General features: G+C 68.1%; 17 protein-coding genes, 2 tRNA genes and 1 pseudogene. 5 read left to right on the forward strand and 15 right to left on the reverse strand.

Annotated elements, in window-relative coordinates; translation table 11 throughout:
* Positions 1–32: 32 nt before the first annotated feature.
* The 5 genes from OG819_RS13160 to OG819_RS13180 form a co-directional block, all read right to left on the reverse strand.
* Positions 33–1,496 (reverse strand): class E sortase, encoded by a 1,464-nt coding sequence (locus OG819_RS13160; protein WP_266649518.1) that lies wholly within the window; start codon positions 1,494–1,496, stop codon positions 33–35.
* Positions 1,493–2,131: an aminodeoxychorismate/anthranilate synthase component II gene (locus OG819_RS13165; RefSeq protein WP_266432593.1), complete on the reverse strand. Its 639-nt coding sequence runs from the start codon at positions 2,129–2,131 to the stop codon at positions 1,493–1,495. The genes OG819_RS13160 and OG819_RS13165 overlap by 4 nt, the downstream gene beginning before the upstream one ends.
* Positions 2,128–2,289, reverse strand: coding sequence for a hypothetical protein (locus OG819_RS13170; protein ID WP_266432595.1), 162 nt, complete (start codon positions 2,287–2,289; stop codon positions 2,128–2,130). Before OG819_RS13170 ends, OG819_RS13165 begins: the two co-directional genes overlap by 4 nt.
* Positions 2,290–2,362: 73 nt before the next feature.
* Positions 2,363–3,106 (reverse strand): class E sortase, encoded by a 744-nt coding sequence (locus OG819_RS13175; RefSeq protein WP_266652689.1) that lies wholly within the window; start codon positions 3,104–3,106, stop codon positions 2,363–2,365.
* Positions 3,107–3,142: 36 nt separating this feature from the next.
* A complete protein-coding gene (locus tag OG819_RS13180; protein WP_266583877.1) occupies positions 3,143–3,922 on the reverse strand; it encodes a DUF881 domain-containing protein in 780 nt (259 codons plus the stop codon).
* 142 nt (positions 3,923–4,064) lie between these two features.
* Here OG819_RS13180 and crgA point away from each other — a divergent pair, with 142 nt between their 5' ends.
* Complete coding sequence (crgA, locus tag OG819_RS13185; RefSeq protein ID WP_266432598.1) at positions 4,065–4,319, forward strand: cell division protein CrgA; 255 nt, start codon at positions 4,065–4,067, stop codon at positions 4,317–4,319.
* 264 nt (positions 4,320–4,583) lie between these two features.
* Here the strand turns inward: crgA and OG819_RS13190 are convergent, their stop codons facing one another.
* Together OG819_RS13190 and OG819_RS13195 are read right to left on the reverse strand one after the other, a co-directional pair.
* The gene (locus OG819_RS13190) at positions 4,584–5,498 is read right to left on the reverse strand and encodes a rhomboid family intramembrane serine protease (protein WP_266626456.1); all 915 of its coding nucleotides are present in this window, start codon (positions 5,496–5,498) and stop codon (positions 4,584–4,586) included.
* A 155-nt stretch (positions 5,499–5,653) separates the two neighbouring features.
* Complete coding sequence (locus OG819_RS13195; protein ID WP_266626454.1) at positions 5,654–6,187, reverse strand: peptidylprolyl isomerase; 534 nt, start codon at positions 6,185–6,187, stop codon at positions 5,654–5,656.
* A 312-nt stretch (positions 6,188–6,499) separates the two neighbouring features.
* On the opposite strand from OG819_RS13195, the gene OG819_RS13200 reads away from it, so the two are divergent.
* Positions 6,500–7,201 (forward strand): DUF5324 family protein, encoded by a 702-nt coding sequence (locus OG819_RS13200; RefSeq protein ID WP_266649520.1) that lies wholly within the window; start codon positions 6,500–6,502, stop codon positions 7,199–7,201.
* A 484-nt stretch (positions 7,202–7,685) separates the two neighbouring features.
* Here OG819_RS13200 and OG819_RS13205 read toward each other — a convergent pair.
* Positions 7,686–7,758 (reverse strand) — tRNA-Ala (locus OG819_RS13205).
* A gap of 181 nt (positions 7,759–7,939) precedes the next feature.
* Between OG819_RS13205 and OG819_RS13210 the strand changes: the two genes are divergently transcribed.
* Both OG819_RS13210 and OG819_RS13215 read left to right on the forward strand, forming a co-directional pair.
* A complete protein-coding gene (locus OG819_RS13210; RefSeq protein ID WP_067376635.1) occupies positions 7,940–8,488 on the forward strand; it encodes a DNA-binding protein in 549 nt (182 codons plus the stop codon).
* A 127-nt stretch (positions 8,489–8,615) separates the two neighbouring features.
* Complete coding sequence (locus OG819_RS13215; RefSeq protein WP_266649521.1) at positions 8,616–10,223, forward strand: serine/threonine protein kinase; 1,608 nt, start codon at positions 8,616–8,618, stop codon at positions 10,221–10,223.
* Between the two features lie 80 nt (positions 10,224–10,303).
* Here OG819_RS13215 and OG819_RS13220 read toward each other — a convergent pair whose 3' ends face one another.
* Positions 10,304–11,704, reverse strand: a complete 1,401-nt coding sequence (locus OG819_RS13220) for a hypothetical protein (RefSeq protein WP_266649522.1) — start codon at positions 11,702–11,704, stop codon at positions 10,304–10,306.
* Positions 11,705–11,907: 203 nt separating this feature from the next.
* Positions 11,908–12,036 carry a DLW-39 family protein gene (locus OG819_RS13225; RefSeq protein WP_003999697.1) on the reverse strand — a complete coding sequence of 43 codons (129 nt, stop codon included), beginning with the start codon at positions 12,034–12,036 and terminating at the stop codon, positions 11,908–11,910.
* Positions 12,037–12,385: 349 nt separating this feature from the next.
* Here OG819_RS13225 and OG819_RS13230 point away from each other — a divergent pair, with 349 nt between their 5' ends.
* Entirely contained in the window at positions 12,386–12,730 is a 345-nt protein-coding gene (locus tag OG819_RS13230; RefSeq protein ID WP_266626446.1) for a DUF6344 domain-containing protein, read from the forward strand.
* 184 nt (positions 12,731–12,914) lie between these two features.
* On the opposite strand, the pseudogene OG819_RS13235 reads toward OG819_RS13230, so the two are convergent.
* From OG819_RS13235 to gyrB, 5 genes and pseudogenes are all read right to left on the reverse strand, one after another.
* A pseudogene (locus tag OG819_RS13235) lies at positions 12,915–13,207 on the reverse strand (VOC family protein).
* Positions 13,208–13,248: 41 nt separating this feature from the next.
* A tRNA-Ile gene (locus OG819_RS13240) sits at positions 13,249–13,325 on the reverse strand.
* Between the two features lie 112 nt (positions 13,326–13,437).
* The gene (locus OG819_RS13245; RefSeq protein ID WP_266649523.1) at positions 13,438–14,259 is read right to left on the reverse strand and encodes a DUF3566 domain-containing protein; all 822 of its coding nucleotides are present in this window, start codon (positions 14,257–14,259) and stop codon (positions 13,438–13,440) included.
* Positions 14,260–14,278: 19 nt separating this feature from the next.
* Entirely contained in the window at positions 14,279–16,873 is a 2,595-nt protein-coding gene (gene gyrA / locus OG819_RS13250) for a DNA gyrase subunit A (RefSeq protein ID WP_060901641.1), read from the reverse strand.
* Between the two features lie 42 nt (positions 16,874–16,915).
* Positions 16,916–19,000 carry a DNA topoisomerase (ATP-hydrolyzing) subunit B gene (gyrB, locus tag OG819_RS13255; RefSeq protein ID WP_323137144.1) on the reverse strand — a complete coding sequence of 695 codons (2,085 nt, stop codon included), beginning with the start codon at positions 18,998–19,000 and terminating at the stop codon, positions 16,916–16,918.
* Between the last annotated feature and the right edge of the window lie 270 nt (positions 19,001–19,270).

Below are 19,270 nucleotides of genomic sequence, written 5' to 3' on the forward strand. Positions count from 1 at the left end.
GTTGTCTCACGTGCTCGTGCCCGACGGGGCTCCTACCCGAGGAGCGCGTCCGGCTTGCCCTTGCTGCGCGGGCGTTCCTCGACCATCTTGCCCCACACGATCATGCGGTACTTGCTGGTGAATTCCGGCGTGCAGGTGGTCAGTGTGATGTAGCGGCCCGGCGCGGTGAAACCGGACCCCTGGGGGACCGGGTCCAGCACCTTCGTGTTCGACGGGGGCGTCGACGGCAGGATCGACGTCATCTTGTAGACGAAGTAGTCGTCCTGGGTCTCGACCACGATGGAGTCGCCGGGCTTGAGGCGGTTGATGTACCGGAACGGTTCTCCGTGCGTGTTGCGGTGCCCCGCGAGCCCGAAGTTGCCCGTCTTGGCGTCCGGCATCGCCGTCTTCAGGGCCCCCTCGCCGTAGTGGCCCACCATCCCGCGGTCGAGCACCTTCGTCTTGCTCGTGCCCTCGGCGATCGGAGCGACCACGTCCAGCTTCGGGATGTGCAGGATGGCGAACCCCTGCCCCGGCTCGAACGTCCCCGGACTCCGCTTACCGCTCGCCCAGTCCTCCTGGAGGTGATGCGCGGCACTGCCGGCCTGCTGGTGCGCCCGCACGTTCGACCACCACAACTGGTAGGTCACGAACAGCAGCATCAGGACGCCGGTGGTGATGAACACCTCGCCGATCACCCGGCTGACGAGGACGCCCACACCGGGCTTCTGCTCGCGCGCCGCCCGCCGGGCCTCCATGCGGCTCCGCGGGCCCTCAGCGGCCTTCTCCGCCGACTGCACCGACTCCTGGGCACCCTGGGGCTCTTGGGACTCCTGAACCCCTCCGTGGCGCCCGTGGCCGTTGCGACGGGCCGCCTTGCGCCGCGCCGCGCGACCCCCGGGCGCCGGTATCCCCTCGTTCGCGGCCCCGCCCGCCAACTCCTCGGCCCGGCGCCGCGCCTCGGAGACCTCCGACGCCCGCAACGCCACGGTCTCGTCGTCCAGCTTCGGAGCCGCGCCGACCGGATCGGCGTACATGGGCATGGGTCTGGTGAGCGGTTGGCCGTACGCGGGGGCGGGAGCCGGAGCGGGGGCGGGAATCGGTCCGGGAACCGGGGCCGCCGGGTCCACGAACGGCTGTCGTACGTCCGCGTAGGCGCCCGATGCGCCCTGCGCCGCCTGGACACCCCCCGGCGCCCCCTGCCAGTCCCGCGCATACCCCTCGGGGCCGTCCACGGCGTACTGGTGCTGCCCGGACCAGTCCTGCCCGCCCCCGAGCCCGCTCTCCGACACGGCGGCGGACGGTACGTCCACGGGCGGCGGGGCGGCGTGTCGCCCCGCGGACCCCCGGGCCTGCGAGGGCCCCGGCAGCGGATCGGTGAGCGGATCCGCGAGCTGCTCGACCGCGGCCTCGAACGCGCCGGGCACCCCGTACGGCTGCTGCCCGTACGAGGACCCGTCGTCTCCGGTATCGCCGTAGGCGGCGCCGGACTCGCGCTCGGGGCGCAGCGCGGTCACGCCGTGGCCCTGCCCACCACCGGGGCGAGCCCCGCCGACCTCGCCACGGCACCCTGGTCGCCGCACTCCACCAGCCAGTTGGCGAGCATCCGGTGACCGTGCTCGGTCAGCACCGACTCGGGATGGAACTGCACACCCTCGACCGGGAGTTCACGGTGGCGCAGCCCCATGATGATCCCGTCGTGGGTACGGGCGGTGACCTCCAGCTCGGCCGGCACGGTCTCCGGCTCGGCGGCGAGAGAGTGGTACCGGGTCGCGGTGAAGGGGGACGGCAGCCCGGCGAAGACGCCCCTGCCCTCGTGTTCCACCAACGACGTCTTGCCGTGCAGCAGCTCGGGCGCCCGGTCCACGACACCGCCGTACGCCACCTGCATCGACTGCATACCGAGGCAGACGCCGAAGACCGGGACCCCGGTGTCCGCGCAGTGCCGGACCATCTCGACGCAGACGCCGGCCTGCTCGGGAGCGCCCGGGCCGGGTGACAGCAGCACGCCGTCGAAGCCGTCCTGGGCGTGCGCGGTCGAGACCTCGTCGTTGCGCAGCACCTCGCACTCGGCACCGAGCTGATACAGGTACTGGACCAGGTTGAAGACGAAGCTGTCGTAGTTGTCGACGACGAGAATCCGCGCGCTCACTGGTTGTTCACCGTCACATCGTTGAAGGGGAGCAGCGGTTCGGCCCACGGGAAGACGTACTGGAAGAGCACGTAGACCACCCCGAGAACGAGCACGAGTGAGATCAGCGCCTTCACCCATGCGTTACCCGGCAAATGCCGCCAGATGAAGCCGTACATGCTGTCCCTTCCGTCGCATCACGGCACCAGAGCCACGCCCTACACCATCGGACCCACGCCGTACGGGACCAGACTAACGGCGTAGCGCCTGAGGTTTCCCGGCCTCCACAGGCTGTGTGGAGTCAAGATGCGCCCAGACGATCAGCCGATGACTGTGCCCCCACTCCGGATCGCACGTGGTCAGCGTGAGATAGCGGCCCGGAGCCGTGTACCCGGACTTACGTGGCACAGGATCGATCACCTCAACGTCCGTGGGCACTGTTTTGTAGGGGCCTTTGTCGATCCGATACGTGAACCAGGTCGTCCCGTCGGTGAGCACCACCGCGTCACCCCGGCGCAGCTGGGGAAAGTCCTTGAACGGGTCGCCGTACGTACGCCGGTGCCCCGCGACGGCGAAGTTCCCCACCTGCCCGAGCTGGGCCGTCCCCCGGTAATGCCCGAGCCCCTTCTTCAGGACGCTCGTGCCGGTGCCTTCGAGCACGGGCTTGTTCCACGTGAAACCAAGACGCGGGATGTACATCACCGCGAAGGGCTTGCCGTAGGCGTAGGGGCCGGGGGGCTTCGGGGTCCCGGTGGCCGTCGGGCTCTTGGCGGGCGTCGGCGTCTTCGGGTTCCCGCCCGCCGGGGCGGCCGTGGGCGGCTCCGACCGCTGCGCGACCGATCCCTTCGACCACTGCTTCTGGAGCTGGTCGATCTGGTGGTTCATCTCGCTGTCGGCCTTCACACCCGTCCAGAACAGGACGTAGACCACGAAGAGCACGATCAGCGTGCCGATGGTGATGCACAGTTCGCTCACTGTCCGGACGAGCACTCGCACCGACACGGGACCCCCCAGTGGCAGCTGCCTCGGCCACTACTCCACAGGTTTTGCGTAGTGGAGATCCACTGTGCCCGAGTAGCCGGGAAGAGTCACCGTCCCGTTCTCCTCGACTTTCCAGCCGAGCCCGTAGACGTTGACGTACACCATGTAGTTCTGGATCGCCGGAGAGTCGGCAAGGGCCTTCTGGAGCTTCTGCGGGTCACCGATCGCGGTGATCTTGTACGGGGGCGAGTAGACCCGGCCCTGGAGGATCAGGGTGTTGCCGACACAGCGGACCGCGCTGGTGGAGATCAGCCGCTGGTCCATCACCTTGATGCCCTGGGCGCCGCCCAGCCACAGGGCATTCACCACGGCCTGCAGGTCCTGCTGGTGGATGACCAGGTAATCGGGCTGCGGCTCGGGGTAGCCGGGCAGCTTGGCCGTGGCGTTCGGCGGGGCGTCGTTGAGGGTGACCGTGACGGCCTTGCCCTTCAGCTTCTGGGTGCCGGTGTTCTTCTCCAGCGCGGCGAGCTTGGCGGTGTCGGCCTTGCTGCCGCCGTTCTCCCGTCCGGCGAGCGTGTCGACCTCGTCGCGCAGGGTGCCGTTGGACTCGTCCAGCGACGCGTTCTTGTGGCTGCGCTCCTGAATGAGGTCGGAGAGCTTCAGCAAGGACGCGTCCGTGCGGATGTTGGTGCCCTTGGCCGTGTTGAAGCTGGTGAAGAAAATCAGCCCGGCGAGCGCGAAGACGGCCACGGTGAGTACACGTACGGGCCGGAATCGGCGCGTAACGGCAGGACTCGAACCCGTCCCGGGGGAGTCGGCAGAATTGCTCAACGTACCCTTATCTCCTTCGGCGCCGCGGAAGCACTACGCTAACGGACGCCCGGGGGAGCGCTCAGTGTCCCCTTGTACGCTGCCCCGGAGCCCGCCCCAGTTCCCTGCGCGGCCACGCAGCGCATCGACAGGAGAGACCCTCGTGCCGAAGTCACGTATCCGCAAGAAGGCCGACTACACGCCGCCCCCGGCGAAGCAGGCAACCAACATCAAGCTGACCAGCCGCGGCTGGGTAGCACCGGTCATGCTGGCCATGTTCCTCATCGGCCTTGCCTGGATCGTCGTCTTCTATGTGACGGACGGCTCGCTGCCCATCGACGCCCTCGGCAACTGGAACATCGTGGTCGGCTTCGGCTTCATCGCGGCGGGATTCGGCGTCTCCACACAGTGGAAGTAGCTCTGCCCAGGGTTATCCACTGAGTTATCCACAAGAGTTTTCCACAGGTGGAAAACTAAGACGATCTGTGGATAACCCATCTAGGGTTGACGCCGGTGTGACTGACCTACCGGGATCCGTAAACCAGTTCGCCCCCTGTCCGACCTGCGAAAACTCGGGTCAGTGACAGGGGGCACAGCTGTTCCCACACAGCGTGCACAAGATCCGCCACGATCTGTGGACAACACCGCTCCCCAGGGCTTCTCAGGTGAGCCGAGCGGTACCTCAGGTGAGCTGAGCCGTCCTGACCAGCGTCGCGACAACCACCAGGGCCAGGACCACGGCACACACCCCGTACTGGATCAGGGCCCGCCGCTCGCGCGGGGCGTGGACCATCGCGTAGCCGACGACGACACCGGCGACGAGTCCGCCGATGTGGGCCTGCCAGGCGATGTTGAACGCCGGATTGAAGGTGAAGATCAGGTTGATCACCAGCAGGGCGACGACCGGGCGCATGTCGTACTTGAGCCGGCGCAGGAGGACGGCGGTCGCACCGAAGAGGCCGAAGATCGCGCCGGAGGCGCCGAGTGAGGGCTGATTCGGGGCGGCGAGCAGGTAGCTGAGCGCGCTGCCCGCGAGGCCCGACACGAAGTACAGGGCGAGATAGCGGGCACGGCCGAGGGCCGCTTCCAGGGGGCCGCCGATCCACCACAGGCTGAGCATGTTGAACAGGATGTGGACATAGCTGCCGTGCAGGAACATCGCCGTCAGCATCCGGTACCACTGGCCGTCCGCGACGCCCTCGACCGAGCCGAGCAGCGGAACGTACGCGCGGCCGATGAGGTCGAAGCGGTCGGTGAAGCGGTCGCCCACCGCCTGCTGGACCAGGAAGACGGCGAGGTTGAGGCCGATCAGGACCTTGGTGAGGAGCCGGGGGTCCGCGGCGACGGTCCCGCCCGCGAGGGTGCGGGGCTGCGAGGCCGACGGCGCGTGGCCCGTACCGGAGCCGGTGCGGACGCACTCGGGGCACTGGAAGCCCACGGAGGCACTGATCATGCACTCGGGGCAGATGGGGCGCTCGCAGCGGGTGCAGCGCACGCCGGTTTCACGATCCGGATGCCGGTAGCAGGTGGGCAGGGCCTGGGCGTCCTGATGTCCCTGGTCCTGCGGGCCCTGCGGGCTGCCTGGCGCCTGGTCCATGGGGTCCCCTCAATCCGGTCGTACGCAATGCACCGCCCCGCCCATCCTTACGGATGAGCGGGGCGTTTGGTTCCCTGCGGAAGTCTTCGGGACCTTCGAGTCTTCCGGACCCCTTCGGGACCTTCGGGACCTTGGTCCGATCGAGTCTTCGGGTCTCAGCCCTTGCGGGTCTCGACAACGACCGACTCGATGACGACGTCGTTGACCGGGCGGTCGGTGCGCGGGTTCGTCTGAGTGCTCGCGATGGCGTCCACGACCTTCTGACTGGCCGCGTCGGTGACCTCGCCGAAGATGGTGTGCTTGCGGGTCAGCCAGGCCGTCGGGGAGACGGTGATGAAGAACTGCGAGCCGTTGGTGCCGGGGCCGGCGTTGGCCATGGCCAGCAGGTACGGCTTGTCGAAGGCGAGCTCCGGGTGGAACTCGTCCTCGAACTGGTAACCAGGACCGCCGGTGCCGTTGCCCAGCGGGTCACCACCCTGGATCATGAATCCGCTGATCACCCGGTGGAAGACCGTGCCGTCGTAGAGCTTGTCGGTGGACTTCTCACCCGTCTCCGGGTTGGTCCACTCACGCTCGCCGGTGGCGAGCTCGACGAAGTTCCGGACCGTCTTGGGCGCGTGGTTCGGCAGGAGCCGGACGTCGATGTCGCCTTGGTTGGTCTTCAGGGTGGCGTAGAGCTGCTCAGCCACGATCTGCCTTCCGTTGCCTTCTTTTGACTCCCCGATCCTTGCACGGACCGCGACGCACGTCGCCCGGCCACCACCACCGAGCGAACATCCGGGGAGCGCCCTTGCAGAAATCCCGTCGAGTCCTTGCGTGGACAGGGCGCGAAGCGGCGATCCGTGGCATTGTCGGCGACAAGCTCCTGTTGCCCCGTATGCCCCATCTCGCATGCCTCGCGGCCTCTCGGGGGGCATGATCTCGAACAGGGCGGAAAGGTGAACCGTGCCCTTTTGGGGTACTCGAACGCCCACGTACGCCACCGAGGAGGAGGAAGACCCGTGACCCGCATTGACAGCGTGCGCGCCGCGACCGGCTCGGCGAAGGACAGCGTGCTGCACGCCGCGGAAGTGGTGGCGCCTTACGCCGACACGGCCAAGGACCGGGCCTCGTACTACGCGAACGAGGCACGCGTACGGCTCGCGCCCAAGGTGTCGCTGGCCGCCGAACAGGCCCGCGTCCAGTACGGCGCCCATCTCGCGCCGCGCCTTGAGCAGGCCCGTACGCATGTGCCGCCGAAAGTCGACCAGGCCGCCCACACGGCCGCCGTCCGTACCCGCCAGGCGGCCGCGCAGGCCGCCGACTACACCAAGCCGAGGATCGAGCAGGCGGTGGCCGCGTCCCAGCCTGTTCGTGAGGAGGCCGCGTCACGCGGTGCGGCGGCCATCGCCGCGCTGCGCGGACAGGTCTCACCCAAGGAGATCCGGAAACTGGTCCGCAGGCAGCAGCGGCGGGCGAAGGCCGGCCGTATCGCCAAGGGGCTGGCCGTCGTGGGGATCCTCGCGGGTGGCGCCTTCGCCGCCTGGAAGTGGTGGGACAAGCAGGCCAACCCCGACTGGCTGGTCGAGCCGCCCGCCGCGACGGAGGTGCCCGAGACGGGCCGTCTGTCCTCCGTCGACGGCACTGACCGGTCCGAGCTGGACCCCGAGGTCCAGGCCAAGCAGGCCGAGGACGAGGCGGCGGACCGCGACGACCTCCACTGACCCCCGACCGGACAAACAAGCCCTGAGCAAGGGCAACAACATCGCCGTGGGGCAGAAGACTTGAGGGTCTTCTGCCCCACGGCGATGTTTCACGTGGAACCGGCGGGACCGACGGAACCGGCAGAACTGGGCCACCCGAGCGCCCGGAGCGTGGCCGCGCGGCACGGAATCGAGCTGATTTACGCCTTCCGCCACGATGACGTTTGCAACGACCGATGCTCACAACATCCGCACAGACCCTCTTCACCGTGCGCATTGCCCTGATTACCCATATCTGCTTACAGCAGCTCACGCACGGCTCCGGCGTCGACGCGCACCACCCCCGCGCCATGTCGGGCGCCGGCGGGGCACCGACGGCGCCCGCGCACATCCCGGGCGTTTGCGCAAACAAATGCAACGACTGCGAAGTCCGATGCGTGACTCAGGTCACCGAAAAACATGAACCGGCCAGCCGCCCTGAAGGGCGTCTGACCGGTCCGGGATGTGGAGCCTAGGGGAGTCGAACCCCTGACATCTGCCATGCAAAGACAGCGCTCTACCAACTGAGCTAAGGCCCCGAAGACAAGCGTCCGGCCGGTGGAATGGGATACCGACGGGCGCCGCAGACCAGAGTACCGGGTCACCCCCGGGATCTCGCAAAAAGATTAGGGCTCCCCGTGGGCGACCACTCTCCGTAAGATGCTCGAAGTGGTTCGCTAGAGCGAACCGCGGTATTTGGGGAAGCGATGGGGAGACGCAATGGACGCCGCACAGCAGGAAGCAACCGCAAGAGCTCAAGAGCTGCAGCGGAACTGGTACGGGGAGCCGCTGGGGGCGCTCTTCCGTAGGCTCATCGAGGATCTGGGCCTCAACCAGGCGCGTCTTGCCGGGGTGCTGGGACTTTCCGCGCCCATGCTGTCGCAGTTGATGAGCGGTCAGCGTGCCAAGATCGGCAATCCCGCGGTGGTCCAGCGAGTACAGCTGCTACAGGACCTGGCGGGGCAGGTCGCGGACGGCAGCGTCAGCGCCGCCGAGGCGACCGAACGCATGGACGAGATCAAGAAGTCGCAAGGGGGCTCGGTGCTCAGCAACACCACGCAGTCGACGAGCAGTTCGGGTGCGCCCACGGTCAAGCGGGTCGTCCGCGAGATCCAGTCGCTACTGCGCTCGGTGGCAGCGGCGGGGGACATCATCGACGCGGCCGACACCCTCGCCCCGACTCACCCGGAGCTGGCAGAGTTCCTCCGGGTGTACGGCGCCGGCCGCACCTCCGACGCGGTCGCGCACTACCAGTCGCACCAGAGCTGAGTCGGCGGCCGGGCCGCCGCACGCCGGCGCTGGGGGTTCAGGATGCCGTCGGCGCCGTACCTCAGGTTGCCGGGCGTCTCAACGGGGGGCCTCCGGACCGACCGCCGAAGGGGAGCGACGCACGACCATGGGTGAGGTCTTCGCCGGACGCTACGAACTGGTCGACCCGATCGGCCGCGGGGGAGTCGGTGCGGTCTGGCGCGCCTGGGATCAGCGGCGGCGCCGTTACGTGGCCGCCAAGGTGCTCCAGCAGAGCGACGCGCACGCGCTGCTGCGCTTCGTGCGGGAGCAGGCGCTGCGGATCGATCACCCTCATGTGCTCGCGCCCGCCAGCTGGGCCGCCGACGACGACAAGGTCCTGTTCACCATGGATCTGGTGGCCGGGGGCTCCCTGGTCCATCTGGTCAACGACTACGGCCCGCTGCCGCCCCCGTTCGTCTGCACCCTGCTCGACCAGCTCCTCGCGGGAGCCGCCGCGGTGCACGCGGAGGGGGTCGTGCACCGTGACATCAAGCCCGCCAACATCCTGCTCGAAGCGACCGGTACGGCCCGGCCACGGCTGCGCCTGTCCGACTTCGGCATCGCGATGCGACTGGGTGAGCCGAGGCTGACCGAGACCAACTACGTGGTCGGAACACCCGGTTACTTCGCTCCCGAGCAGATGATGGGCGCCGAGCCGGACTTCCCCGCCGATCTGTTCGCCGTCGGGCTGGTCGCCCTCTATCTCCTCGAAGGGGCCAGACCCGATGCCAAGGCCCTGATCGAGTACTTCGCGGAGAACGGCACACCTCCCGCCCCCCAGAGCATCCCCGAGCCGCTGTGGCAGGTCGTGGCCACGCTGCTGCAGCCGGACCCGCGGGCACGGTTCCGCACCGCGACCGGGGCACGCAAGGCGCTGGCCTCGGCCGCCGAGCTGCTGCCCGAGCCCGGCCCCGACGACGAGCTGGTCGAGGTCTTCGACCAACTCGGTCCGCTTCCCCCGGGGTTCGGCCCGGAAGGACCGCTCAGGGCGACCACGGCACGCGCCGCGGAGCACACGGCTTCGTCGTACGGTTCCACCTCCGGCACCGGTACCCCTTCCGGCACGGGTTCTGGCACCGGTTCCGGCACTGCTTCTGGTTCTGGCCCACACAACTCGGGATCGTGGCGTCACGAATCCGGGGCACTGTCCCGGGAGCCCGTCTCCGGGGCCGCGTGGACGGACCCGTCCTCCGAGGGCTCATGGCCGGCGTCGGGCTCGGGTGCCGCAGGGCCGACGTCCGACTCGGGGGGCGTATGGCCTGCGTCGGACTCGGGGGGCGTACGACCGGAGCCCGTCCCCGGCGACGTACGACACGAACCCGCTCCCCGCGCCGTACGGCACGAGTCCGCTCCCCACGCCGTACCACCGCATCTCCCGCCCGACGCCACGCCCCCGCAGCCGTCCACGATGTCGGACACCGGCAGCTTCCACCTGCCGCCGCCACAGCCACGGACCCAGTCCCCGTGGCAGCCCGACCAGCCCCCCACTCCCCCCACCTCGGTCATGCCGCCGGCGCCGAGCCCGGCCTACGCCCCGCCGTTCGACGACACATCCACGCAGCTGCCCTCGCCCGTGCGGTCCACGGATTCGACCGTCGCGACGCATCAGCACGCGCAGCCCCGCACCGGACCGCCCGCGAAGGTGGCCGTCCCCCTGCTGCTCCTCGCGCTGGCCTGTTTCGCGGTGGGCTTCTGGGCGCTGACCCAGATCTGACGTCCCGCGCCATGAGGCCCTGCCCCCTGAGCCCCGTCCCCTGAGCCCTGTCCCCTACGCCCTGTCCCTCTTCGGCGGGCCTACCAGCCGCGCGGCGTCGTCCGCCGTCGTGCGGCCACCGTCCACACCCCGAGCGCCAGCACCAGGACGCTCCCGGTGCCGATGCCGCCCACGGCGACCAGCTTCATGGTGGTGCCGTCGTCGCTCCCGCCGCTTCCGGCAGGCACCAACCCACCGGTAGCCGACACGTCGTCACCGGTCGCGGTGTCGAACAGGCCCCGCGGTACGGCCCGCCCCGCGTACGCCGGGCCCTTCTGCGCACCGCCGTCCACCCGTACGCGCAAGGTCAGTCCGAACGGCCCGTCCGCGAACTTGTCGGCGACCTGCGCCGCGAGATGAACGACGAGGTAGTACGAACCCGCGAACCGCATGCCGCTGGTCCGGTTGCTGAAGGCGTAGCGGTTGTCGTACTCGACGGGCGGCAGCGGATCCAGTGCGGCGGACCGCTGGCTGCCGTCGTATCCGGCGCCCACGTCGGTGACGAGTCCCCGCGCCGGGTTGTAGAGGGACATGACGAGAGCCGTGCCCACGAATCCGTCGCCGCCGGTCGAACTGCCGAGTTCGGCGGTCGCGTAGAGCTGCTGTCCCCAGTCGACCGGCACCTTGTAGAAGAGCGTCTGCCCAGGGCTGATCCCGTCCTTCCAGACTCCCTGTTCGAGGGCGCAGGCCGTGGTGAACCCCGCGCCGCCCCGGCGTGGCCGCGCGTCCCCCTGAAGGGCCTCGGGCGAGGCGGAGTCCCAGGTCTCTGGAGCACTGGTCGAACCCGCCTTCTTCAGGCGGGGTTCCGACACATAGCTCAGTTCGAGGTCCCAGTCGTCGGGGGAGGAGGACGGGGAGGCCGAGGAGACGGACGCCGCGGTGCGCTCGACGACCACGTAGTACGTTCCGGCCGCCTGGCAGGCGTACTTGCCGGGACCGATCTCGCGCGACGCCGAGGCGGCGATGGGGTGGGGGCTCTGGGAGGCGCCGAAGTGGGCGGTCGTGGCGGAGGAACAGGCTCCGCCGTTGCCGTCCTGTACGGAGACCTTGACGCCGTCGGAGTAGGCGACCGTGGTGCCGGCCCTGGGGACGGCGGTGGCGGCGACGTACGCGTTGGAGGAGGCGTCGAGCTCGAGGCGGTAGTAGAGCTTGCCGTCCTTGCCGAGGGAACTCCGGTACGTCCGGCCGGGCTCCAGCCGTACGGCGTCCGTGGTGCCCATGGCGCCCTGGACCTTCGTGGCGTTCACCGCGAAGGCGTACGGCTTCGGTGCACCGGCCTCGGCTGCCGAGGCGGGCCGCCCGGGCAGCACCGCCGTCGCGCACAAGACCGTTGCCACGACCGCGAGCGGCCGACCACCGTGCCACCATGCCGTGCGCCGCCCCATCACGCGCCACCCCTCGTCGTAGCCCCGGACCGTGGCCCATCCTGCCCCGCCGGTCACGGAGCCACCCCCGCTATCCGTACAAGCGGCCGAAAGAACCCGTCCACAGGACGGACGGCTTCGCTCTCGCAATCAATTTGTTTGCTTGAGTGAATCAGGGGTGAGCAAAGGGCGAATACAGGACAACCCTGTCGCGATTCCGGGCAATACAAAACCCCGACCGCGAGGGCGGCCGGGGTCTGATCTGAGACTGGTGTCGATTCTCACGAACCCGTGGGCACGGAGTCAGTCGCCTCCGTCCACAGATCCTGCTCGGCGCGATCCGCCTGGATCTGGCGGTACACGAGGAGCCCGCCGATGGCGGCCAGTGCGACCAGGAGAAGCTTCTTCACCGCGCGACCTCGTCCTTCGTTGACGTAGGGGACCTCTAGCGCCCGACTATACACACCGACCGATATCGATCGGTGACCTGCGTCGACCCCCAACTCCCGCCCAGCGGGAAGCAGTAGGAACGGACCAGGCTGCCCCAATCACGGTCGTATCGCAGGGTGATCACACCTCGCACACAGTGACTTTTCGGCACCCTCACGCACCTTTCAGGCGCTTTCCGGACCTCTTGCACCCATCCGAGTGGTGTTGATCTGAACATCGACGCGCCACGGGCGTCGGTCCACCACTTCGCGGCCCACATACACATCATGAGGAAAGTACGCAAATCGCCTGACCCGAAAGTGAGGGGCCATGACCCAGAACAAGGTCATGAGGCTGTGGACCGCCATCGTCACCGCCTTCGTCGCGCTGTGCACGGCGCTCGGATTCATCACGACCACCGCGGCCGCGGCCGTACCGCAGGCCGAAACGACGCGCAACAGCACGGTCTCCACGACAGTGCCGATGATCTCTCCCTGGGACGGCCCCTTCGGCCGGGCCCTGCCCCCCACGATGAAACAGCGCATCCGCGCCGAGGCCCACGGCTCCTCACCGAGCTGCCGCCACCGCCCGCAGACCGAGGCCGACACGGTCGACCTGACGTCGCTCTACTCCCCTGAGGCCCACACCGAGCCCGAGATCCGCCTCCAGCGCTGACAGACGCGACTGGGCCCATCCCCTGCCCCCTCTCCTCTGACGTAGCGGCGAACTTGCGTACACCGCAACCCACAGATCCGAAGGCCCGGCACCTCGAAAAGAGTTGCCGGGCCCTCGCCATGCCCGCACACCCCACCCACGGCGACCGAACCGCCCTTGTCCGCCTCAGGGGGCTCAGAGGTTCTTACTGACGCCGTCGGCCAAGGACACAGAACTCATTGACTCATTGCCTTCGGGATCCGCCATGACAACCCACGATTGGTCCCCCTGGCCGATGTCGACACGCTTCGTGCCATGAGCCTCAAGGCGAGCCACCTCGGCGCCCTGGTCATCAGGCCTGAAGTCGACATGCAGCCGGCTCTCGGCCTTCTTGCTCTCATCGAGCCGGACGAATTCCAACCCCGGCAGGCGATCCGGCTCCGCACGGGACCCTAGGCTTACCGAGGCTTCGAAACGGGTGCTTGAAGCGCTTGGGATGACAAAGACCCCCGATCCATCCGGACCGGGGGTCTTTGTGCTGGTGGGGCTAACAGGATTTGAACCTGTGGCCTCATCCTTATCAGGGATGCGCTCTAACCAACTGAGCTATAGCCCCGCCGCGCTTTGCGGTGTGTGTCCCGCGCGCTGACCTCTGAAGATTAGCGCACGACGCGGCCAGTCCCAAAATCGGTATCCCAGGCCTCCCGGCCGGGCCCGACGAGCTGCTGTTACTCGTCCTCGGCGAGCGTCAGCTCGACACCGCCGACGAAGCCCGCGGAGATGTTGTAGATGAACGAGCCGAGCGTCGCGAGCGCCGTGGCGAGCACGACGTCGATGACCGCGATGATCGACGTGAACATCAGGACGTGCGGCAGGGAGAGGAACGACTGCAGGTCGAAACCGTTCGACTCGTTCGAACCCGTCGCCTCGGAAATCGTGCCGCCGACCGTCGAGAAGACGCCCATCGCGTCCAGGACCATCCACAGCACCGCCGCCGCCACGATCGTGCAGATGCCGAGCGCGATGGAAAGCAGGAAGCTGACCTTCATCACCGACCACGGGTCGGTCTTGGCCACCCGCAGCCGCGCCTTGCGGGTGCGCGGCGCGGTGCGCGCGCCGGTCCGGGGCCGACGCACGGCGCCCGACGGCGTCTGAGCCGGGTACGCCTGCGGCGGGTGGTAGGGCTGCGCGGGCTGCTGCGGCTGCCGTTCCCCCGGCAGCGCGGAGCCGGCAGCGGCACCGGCTGCAGCACCGGCACCGGCCGGGGCTCCGGCGCCTGTGGGGGCCGCCGGAGCAGCCGTACCGGCCGGAGGGGCCCCCGGCGGAGGCGTCGAAGCGGGCGCACCGGCGGGCGCGGGCTTGGTCTTGGCTGGACCGGCCGCCGCCGGGCCCGCTCCGGCCGCGTACTGCTGGGCCTGCGGGCCTCGGGTGTCCGTCACAGTTCCCCCCTGGGATCCATGAGAGTCATGGGAGTCAGTCGCCTCCGCGGCGGAGCCACGGCCGCCGTCCGTATCCGTACCGGTCGATCCGGCGCCCGTGGCTCCGCTCACGATGACTTCACTCCTCGCGCTACTCGGGCGAGGACTGCTCGCCCTCGTCCGTACCGACGGCCTCGACGCCCTCGGCGGTCTCGTCCTCGGCGATTTCGCCGTCGACTTCCTCCGCCTCGCGACCGGCCTCGGCGTTACGAGCGATGCCGACCACGGCATCGCGCTTGCCCAGGTTGATCAGTTGGACGCCCATGGTGTCACGGCCCGTCTCCCTGACCTCGTTGACTCGCGTACGAATCACACCGCCGGACAGGGTGATGGCGAGGATCTCGTCCGTCTCCTCGACCACCAGCGCGCCGACGAGGGAACCGCGGTCCTCGACGATCTTGGCAGCCTTGATACCGAGGCCACCACGACCCTGAACGCGGTACTCGTCAACGGCGGTCCGCTTCGCGTACCCACCGTCCGTAGCAGTGAACACGAACGTACCGGGTCGAACAACATTCATCGAGAGCAGCTCGTCGCCCTCGCGGAAACTCATTCCCTTGACGCCCGAGGTCGCACGGCCCATGGGCCGCAGCGCGTCGTCCGTCGCAGTGAACCTGATCGACTGCGCCTTCTTGCTGATCAGCAGCAGATCGTCCTCGGCCGAGACGAGTTCGGCTCCGATCAGTTCGTCGTCGGAACCGTCCTCCGTCTCGCGGAGATTGATCGCGATGACACCGCCGGAGCGCGGGGAATCGTAATCCTTCAGAGGCGTCTTCTTCACGAGGCCGCCCTTGGTGGCCAGCACCAGATAAGGCACCGCCTCGTAGTCACGGATCGCGAGGATCTCGGCGATCGCCTCGTCCGGCTGGAAGGCCAGCAGGTTCGCGACGTGCTGTCCACGCGCGTCACGCCCGGCGTCCGGGAGCTCATACGCCTTCGCACGGTAGACGCGGCCCTTGTTGGTGAAGAACAGCAGCCAGTGGTGCGTGGTCGACACGAAGAAGTGGTCGACGATGTCGTCCTGCTTCAGCTTCGCGCCGCGTACGCCCTTGCCGCCCCGCTTCTGGGAGCGGTAGTCCTCGGTCTTGGTCCGCTTGATGTAGCCGCCACGCGTGATGGTGACGACGATGTCCTCTTCGGCGATCAGGTCCTCGATGGACATGTCACCGTCGAAGGGCACCAGCTTGGAGCGACGGTCCTCGCCGAACTTGTCGACGATCGCCGTGAGTTCCTCGCTGATGATGGAGCGCTGGCGCTCCGGCGAGGCGAGGATCGCGTTGTACTCGGTGATCTTCGCCTGGAGCTCGTCGTGCTCCTGGATGATCTTCTGACGCTCCAGGGCGGCCAGTCGACGCAGCTGCATCTCGAGGATGGCGTTCGCCTGGATCTCGTCGATCTCCAGGAGGCCCATCAGGCCCTCGCGCGCGATCTCGACGGTGTCACTGCGCCGGATCAGCGCGATGACCTCGTCGATGGCGTCCAGGGCCTTCAGGAGGCCACGCAGGATGTGCGCGCGCTCCTCGGCCTTGCGCAGCCTGAAGCGCGTACGACGGACGATGACCTCGATCTGGTGCGTCACCCAGTGGCGGATGAACGCGTCGAGCGACAGCGTGCGCGGAACGCCGTCCACCAGCGCCAGCATGTTGGCGCCGAAGTTCGACTGCAGGTCGGTGTGCTTGTAGAGGTTGTTCAGGACGACCTTGGCGACCGCGTCCCTCTTGAGCACGATCACGAGCCGCTGGCCGGTACGGGACGACGTCTCGTCGCGGACGTCCGCGATGCCGCCGACCTTGCCGTCCTTGACCAGGTCGGCGATCTTCTGCGCGAGGTTGTCGGGGTTGGTCTGGTAGGGGAGCTCGGTGACCACCAGGCACTGGCGGTTCTGGATCTCCTCGACCTCGACGACCGCGCGCATCGTGATGGAGCCACGGCCCGTGCGGTACGCCTCCTCGATGCCCTTCCGGCCCACTACGAGGGCGCCGGTCGGGAAATCGGGGCCCTTGATGCGCTCGATCAGGGCGTCGAGCAGCTCCTCGTGGCTGGCCTCGGGGTTCTCGAGGTACCACTGGGCGCCGGCCGCGACCTCACGGAGGTTGTGCGGCGGGATGTTGGTGGCCATGCCGACCGCGATGCCCGCGGAGCCGTTGATCAGCAGGTTCGGGAACCGGGCCGGCAGAACCGTCGGCTCCTGGTTGCGGCCGTCGTAGTTGTCCGTGAAGTCGACGGTCTCCTCGTCGATGTCACGGACCATCTCCATGGACAGCGGCGCCATCTTGCACTCGGTGTAGCGCATGGCGGCCGCGGGGTCGTTGCCCGGGGAGCCGAAGTTGCCGTTGGAGTCCACCAGCGGCATGCGCATCGACCACGGCTGCGCGAGGCGGACCAGCGCGTCGTAGATCGAGGAGTCGCCGTGCGGGTGGTAGGTGCCCATGACGTCGCCGACGACACGGGCGCACTTGTAGAAGCCCTTCTCGGGCCGGTAGCCGCCGTCGTACATGGCGTACAGGACGCGGCGGTGGACGGGCTTGAGGCCGTCCCGTACGTCGGGCAGCGCGCGCGACACGATGACGGACATCGCGTAGTCGAGATACGAGCGCTGCATCTCCGTCTCGAGCCCGACGGGCTCGACGCGCAGGGTGATCTCGCCGCCTTCTTCAGGCGTGCTGGGAGTGTTCTCGTCGGCCATTGCTGGTGAAGATCCTTTCTGCTGCGGTCAGCTGAGACCGACTCAGATGTCGAGGAAGCGGACGTCCTTGGCATTGCGCTGGATGAACGCGCGGCGGGCCTCGACGTCCTCGCCCATGAGGACCGAGAACAGGTCGTCGGCCTGGGCTGCGTCGTCGAGCGTGACCTGGCCGAGGACCCGGTGCTCCTGGTCCATGGTCGTGATGCGCAGCTCCTCGGCGTTCATCTCGCCGAGGCCCTTGAAGCGCTGGACCGAGTCGTCGCGGATGCGCTTGCCGGCCTGCTTGCCCAGCTCGATCAGCGCGTCGCGCTCACGGTCCGAGTACGCGTACTCGAAGTCGTCCCGGCCCCACTTGATCTTGTACAGCGGGGGGCGCGACAGGAACACGTGCCCGGCCTCGACCAGCGGCCGCATGAAGCGGAAGAGGAAGGTCAGCAACAGGGTGTTGATGTGCTGGCCGTCGACGTCGGCGTCCGCCATCAGGATGATCTTGTGATACCGGAGCTTCTCGATGTCGAAGTCCTCGTGGACTCCGGTACCGAAGGCCGAGATCAGCGCCTGGATCTCCTGGTTCTGCAGGATCTTGTCGATCCGCGCCTTCTCGACGTTGAGGATCTTGCCTCGGATCGGGAGGATCGCCTGGTACTGCGGGTTGCGGCCGGACTTGGCCGAGCCGCCGGCGGAGTCACCCTCGACGATGAAGATCTCGCACTTGGTGGGGTCGTTCGACTGGCAGTCGGACAGCTTGCCCGGCAGGGACGCCGTCTCCAGGAGGCCCTTGCGGCGGGTGAGGTCGCGGGCCTTGCGGGCCGCCACGCGCGCGGTGGCCGCCTGGATGGACTTGCGGACGATGTCCGCGGCCTCGTTCGGGTTGCGGTCCAGCCAGTCGTTGAGGTGCTCGTAGACGGCCTTCTGGACGAAGGTCTTCGCCTCCGTGTTGCCGAGCTTGGTCTTGGTCTGGCCCTCGAACTGGGGCTCGCTCAGCTTGACCGAGATGATCGCGGTCAGACCCTCGCGAATGTCGTCGCCCGTGAGGTTGTCGTCCTTTTCGCGCAGCAGCTTCTTGTCGCGCGCGTACTTGTTGATCAGCGAGGTCAGCGCAGCACGGAAGCCCTCCTCGTGCGTACCGCCCTCGTGGGTGTGGATGATGTTGGCGAAGGAGTACACGCCCTCGCTGTAGCCGCTGTTCCACTGCATCGCGACCTCGAGGGACAGGCTCTTGTCCTTGTCCTCGGCCTCGAGATCGATGACGGTGGGGTGCACCACGTCTCCCTTGCGGGAGTTGAGGTACTTCACGAAGTCGACGATGCCGCCCTCGTAGTGGTACGTGACGGTCTTGACCTCGGCCTTCTCGTCCGCACCCGCCTCGTCCGCACCGGCCGTGGCCTTCGCCGACTCACGCTCATCAGTGAGTTTGATCGTCAAACCCTTGTTGAGGAACGCCATCTCCTGGAAGCGCCGCGAAAGCGTCTCGAAGGAGTACTCGGTCGTCTCGAAGATGTCGCCGTCGGCCCAGAACGTGACCGAGGTACCGGTCTCGTCGATGGCCTCGTGCTCGGCGAGAGGGGCGGTCGGGACGCCCATCTTGTAGTCCTGCGTCCAGCGGCGTCCGTCGGTCTTGACCTCGACGGAGACCTTGCTCGACAGGGCGTTCACGACGGAGACGCCGACGCCGTGCAGACCACCGGAGACCGCGTAGCCGCCGCCGCCGAACTTACCGCCCGCGTGCAGGACCGTCAGCACGACCTCGAGGGCCGGCTTCCCCTCGGAGGGGACGATGCCCACGGGGATGCCACGGCCGTTGTCCACGACACGCACGCCGCCGTCGGCCAGGATCGTGATGTCGATCGTGTCCGCGTGGCCGGCCAGCGCCTCGTCGACGGAGTTGTCGACGACCTCGTACACGAGGTGGTGCAGTCCGCGCTCACCGGTCGAGCCGATGTACATACCGGGTCGCTTGCGAACCGCGTCCAGACCCTCGAGGACGGTGATGGCGCTGGCGTCGTACGAGGCTGTGACCTCGCCGTTCGAGGTCGTGGCCTCGGCGTTGTCGCCGGCGTCGGTGGACGGGATGTTCTCGTTGGGGTTGCCGGAATCGGCCACGAAGCGCCCTTTCTGGCACAGCACAAGCCAAGCTCGTCGGCGGGTTGCCGGAGCGGCTGCGGCACGTTGCGTTGGTAAGCCTTGATCAGCGTTGCTCAGCTTTTCCCGGACGGTCCCCGCAAGCGGGGCGGGATTAGCTTCCAGTCTACCGGTAGCGCCGACAGTGATGGGGGTTTGCCGGTACCTGAGTCCGCATGTGCCGCCCTGAACCGGTCTCTCCCGACTCCCCATATGTGGACCCGGGCTCAAAGAGGCTCACAGCGGCACTCAGCGCTTCCGGGTGTCAACCCTTGG

This window comes from Streptomyces sp. NBC_01549 (assembly GCF_026339955.1).
Taxonomy (GTDB): Bacteria; Actinomycetota; Actinomycetes; order Streptomycetales; family Streptomycetaceae; genus Streptomyces.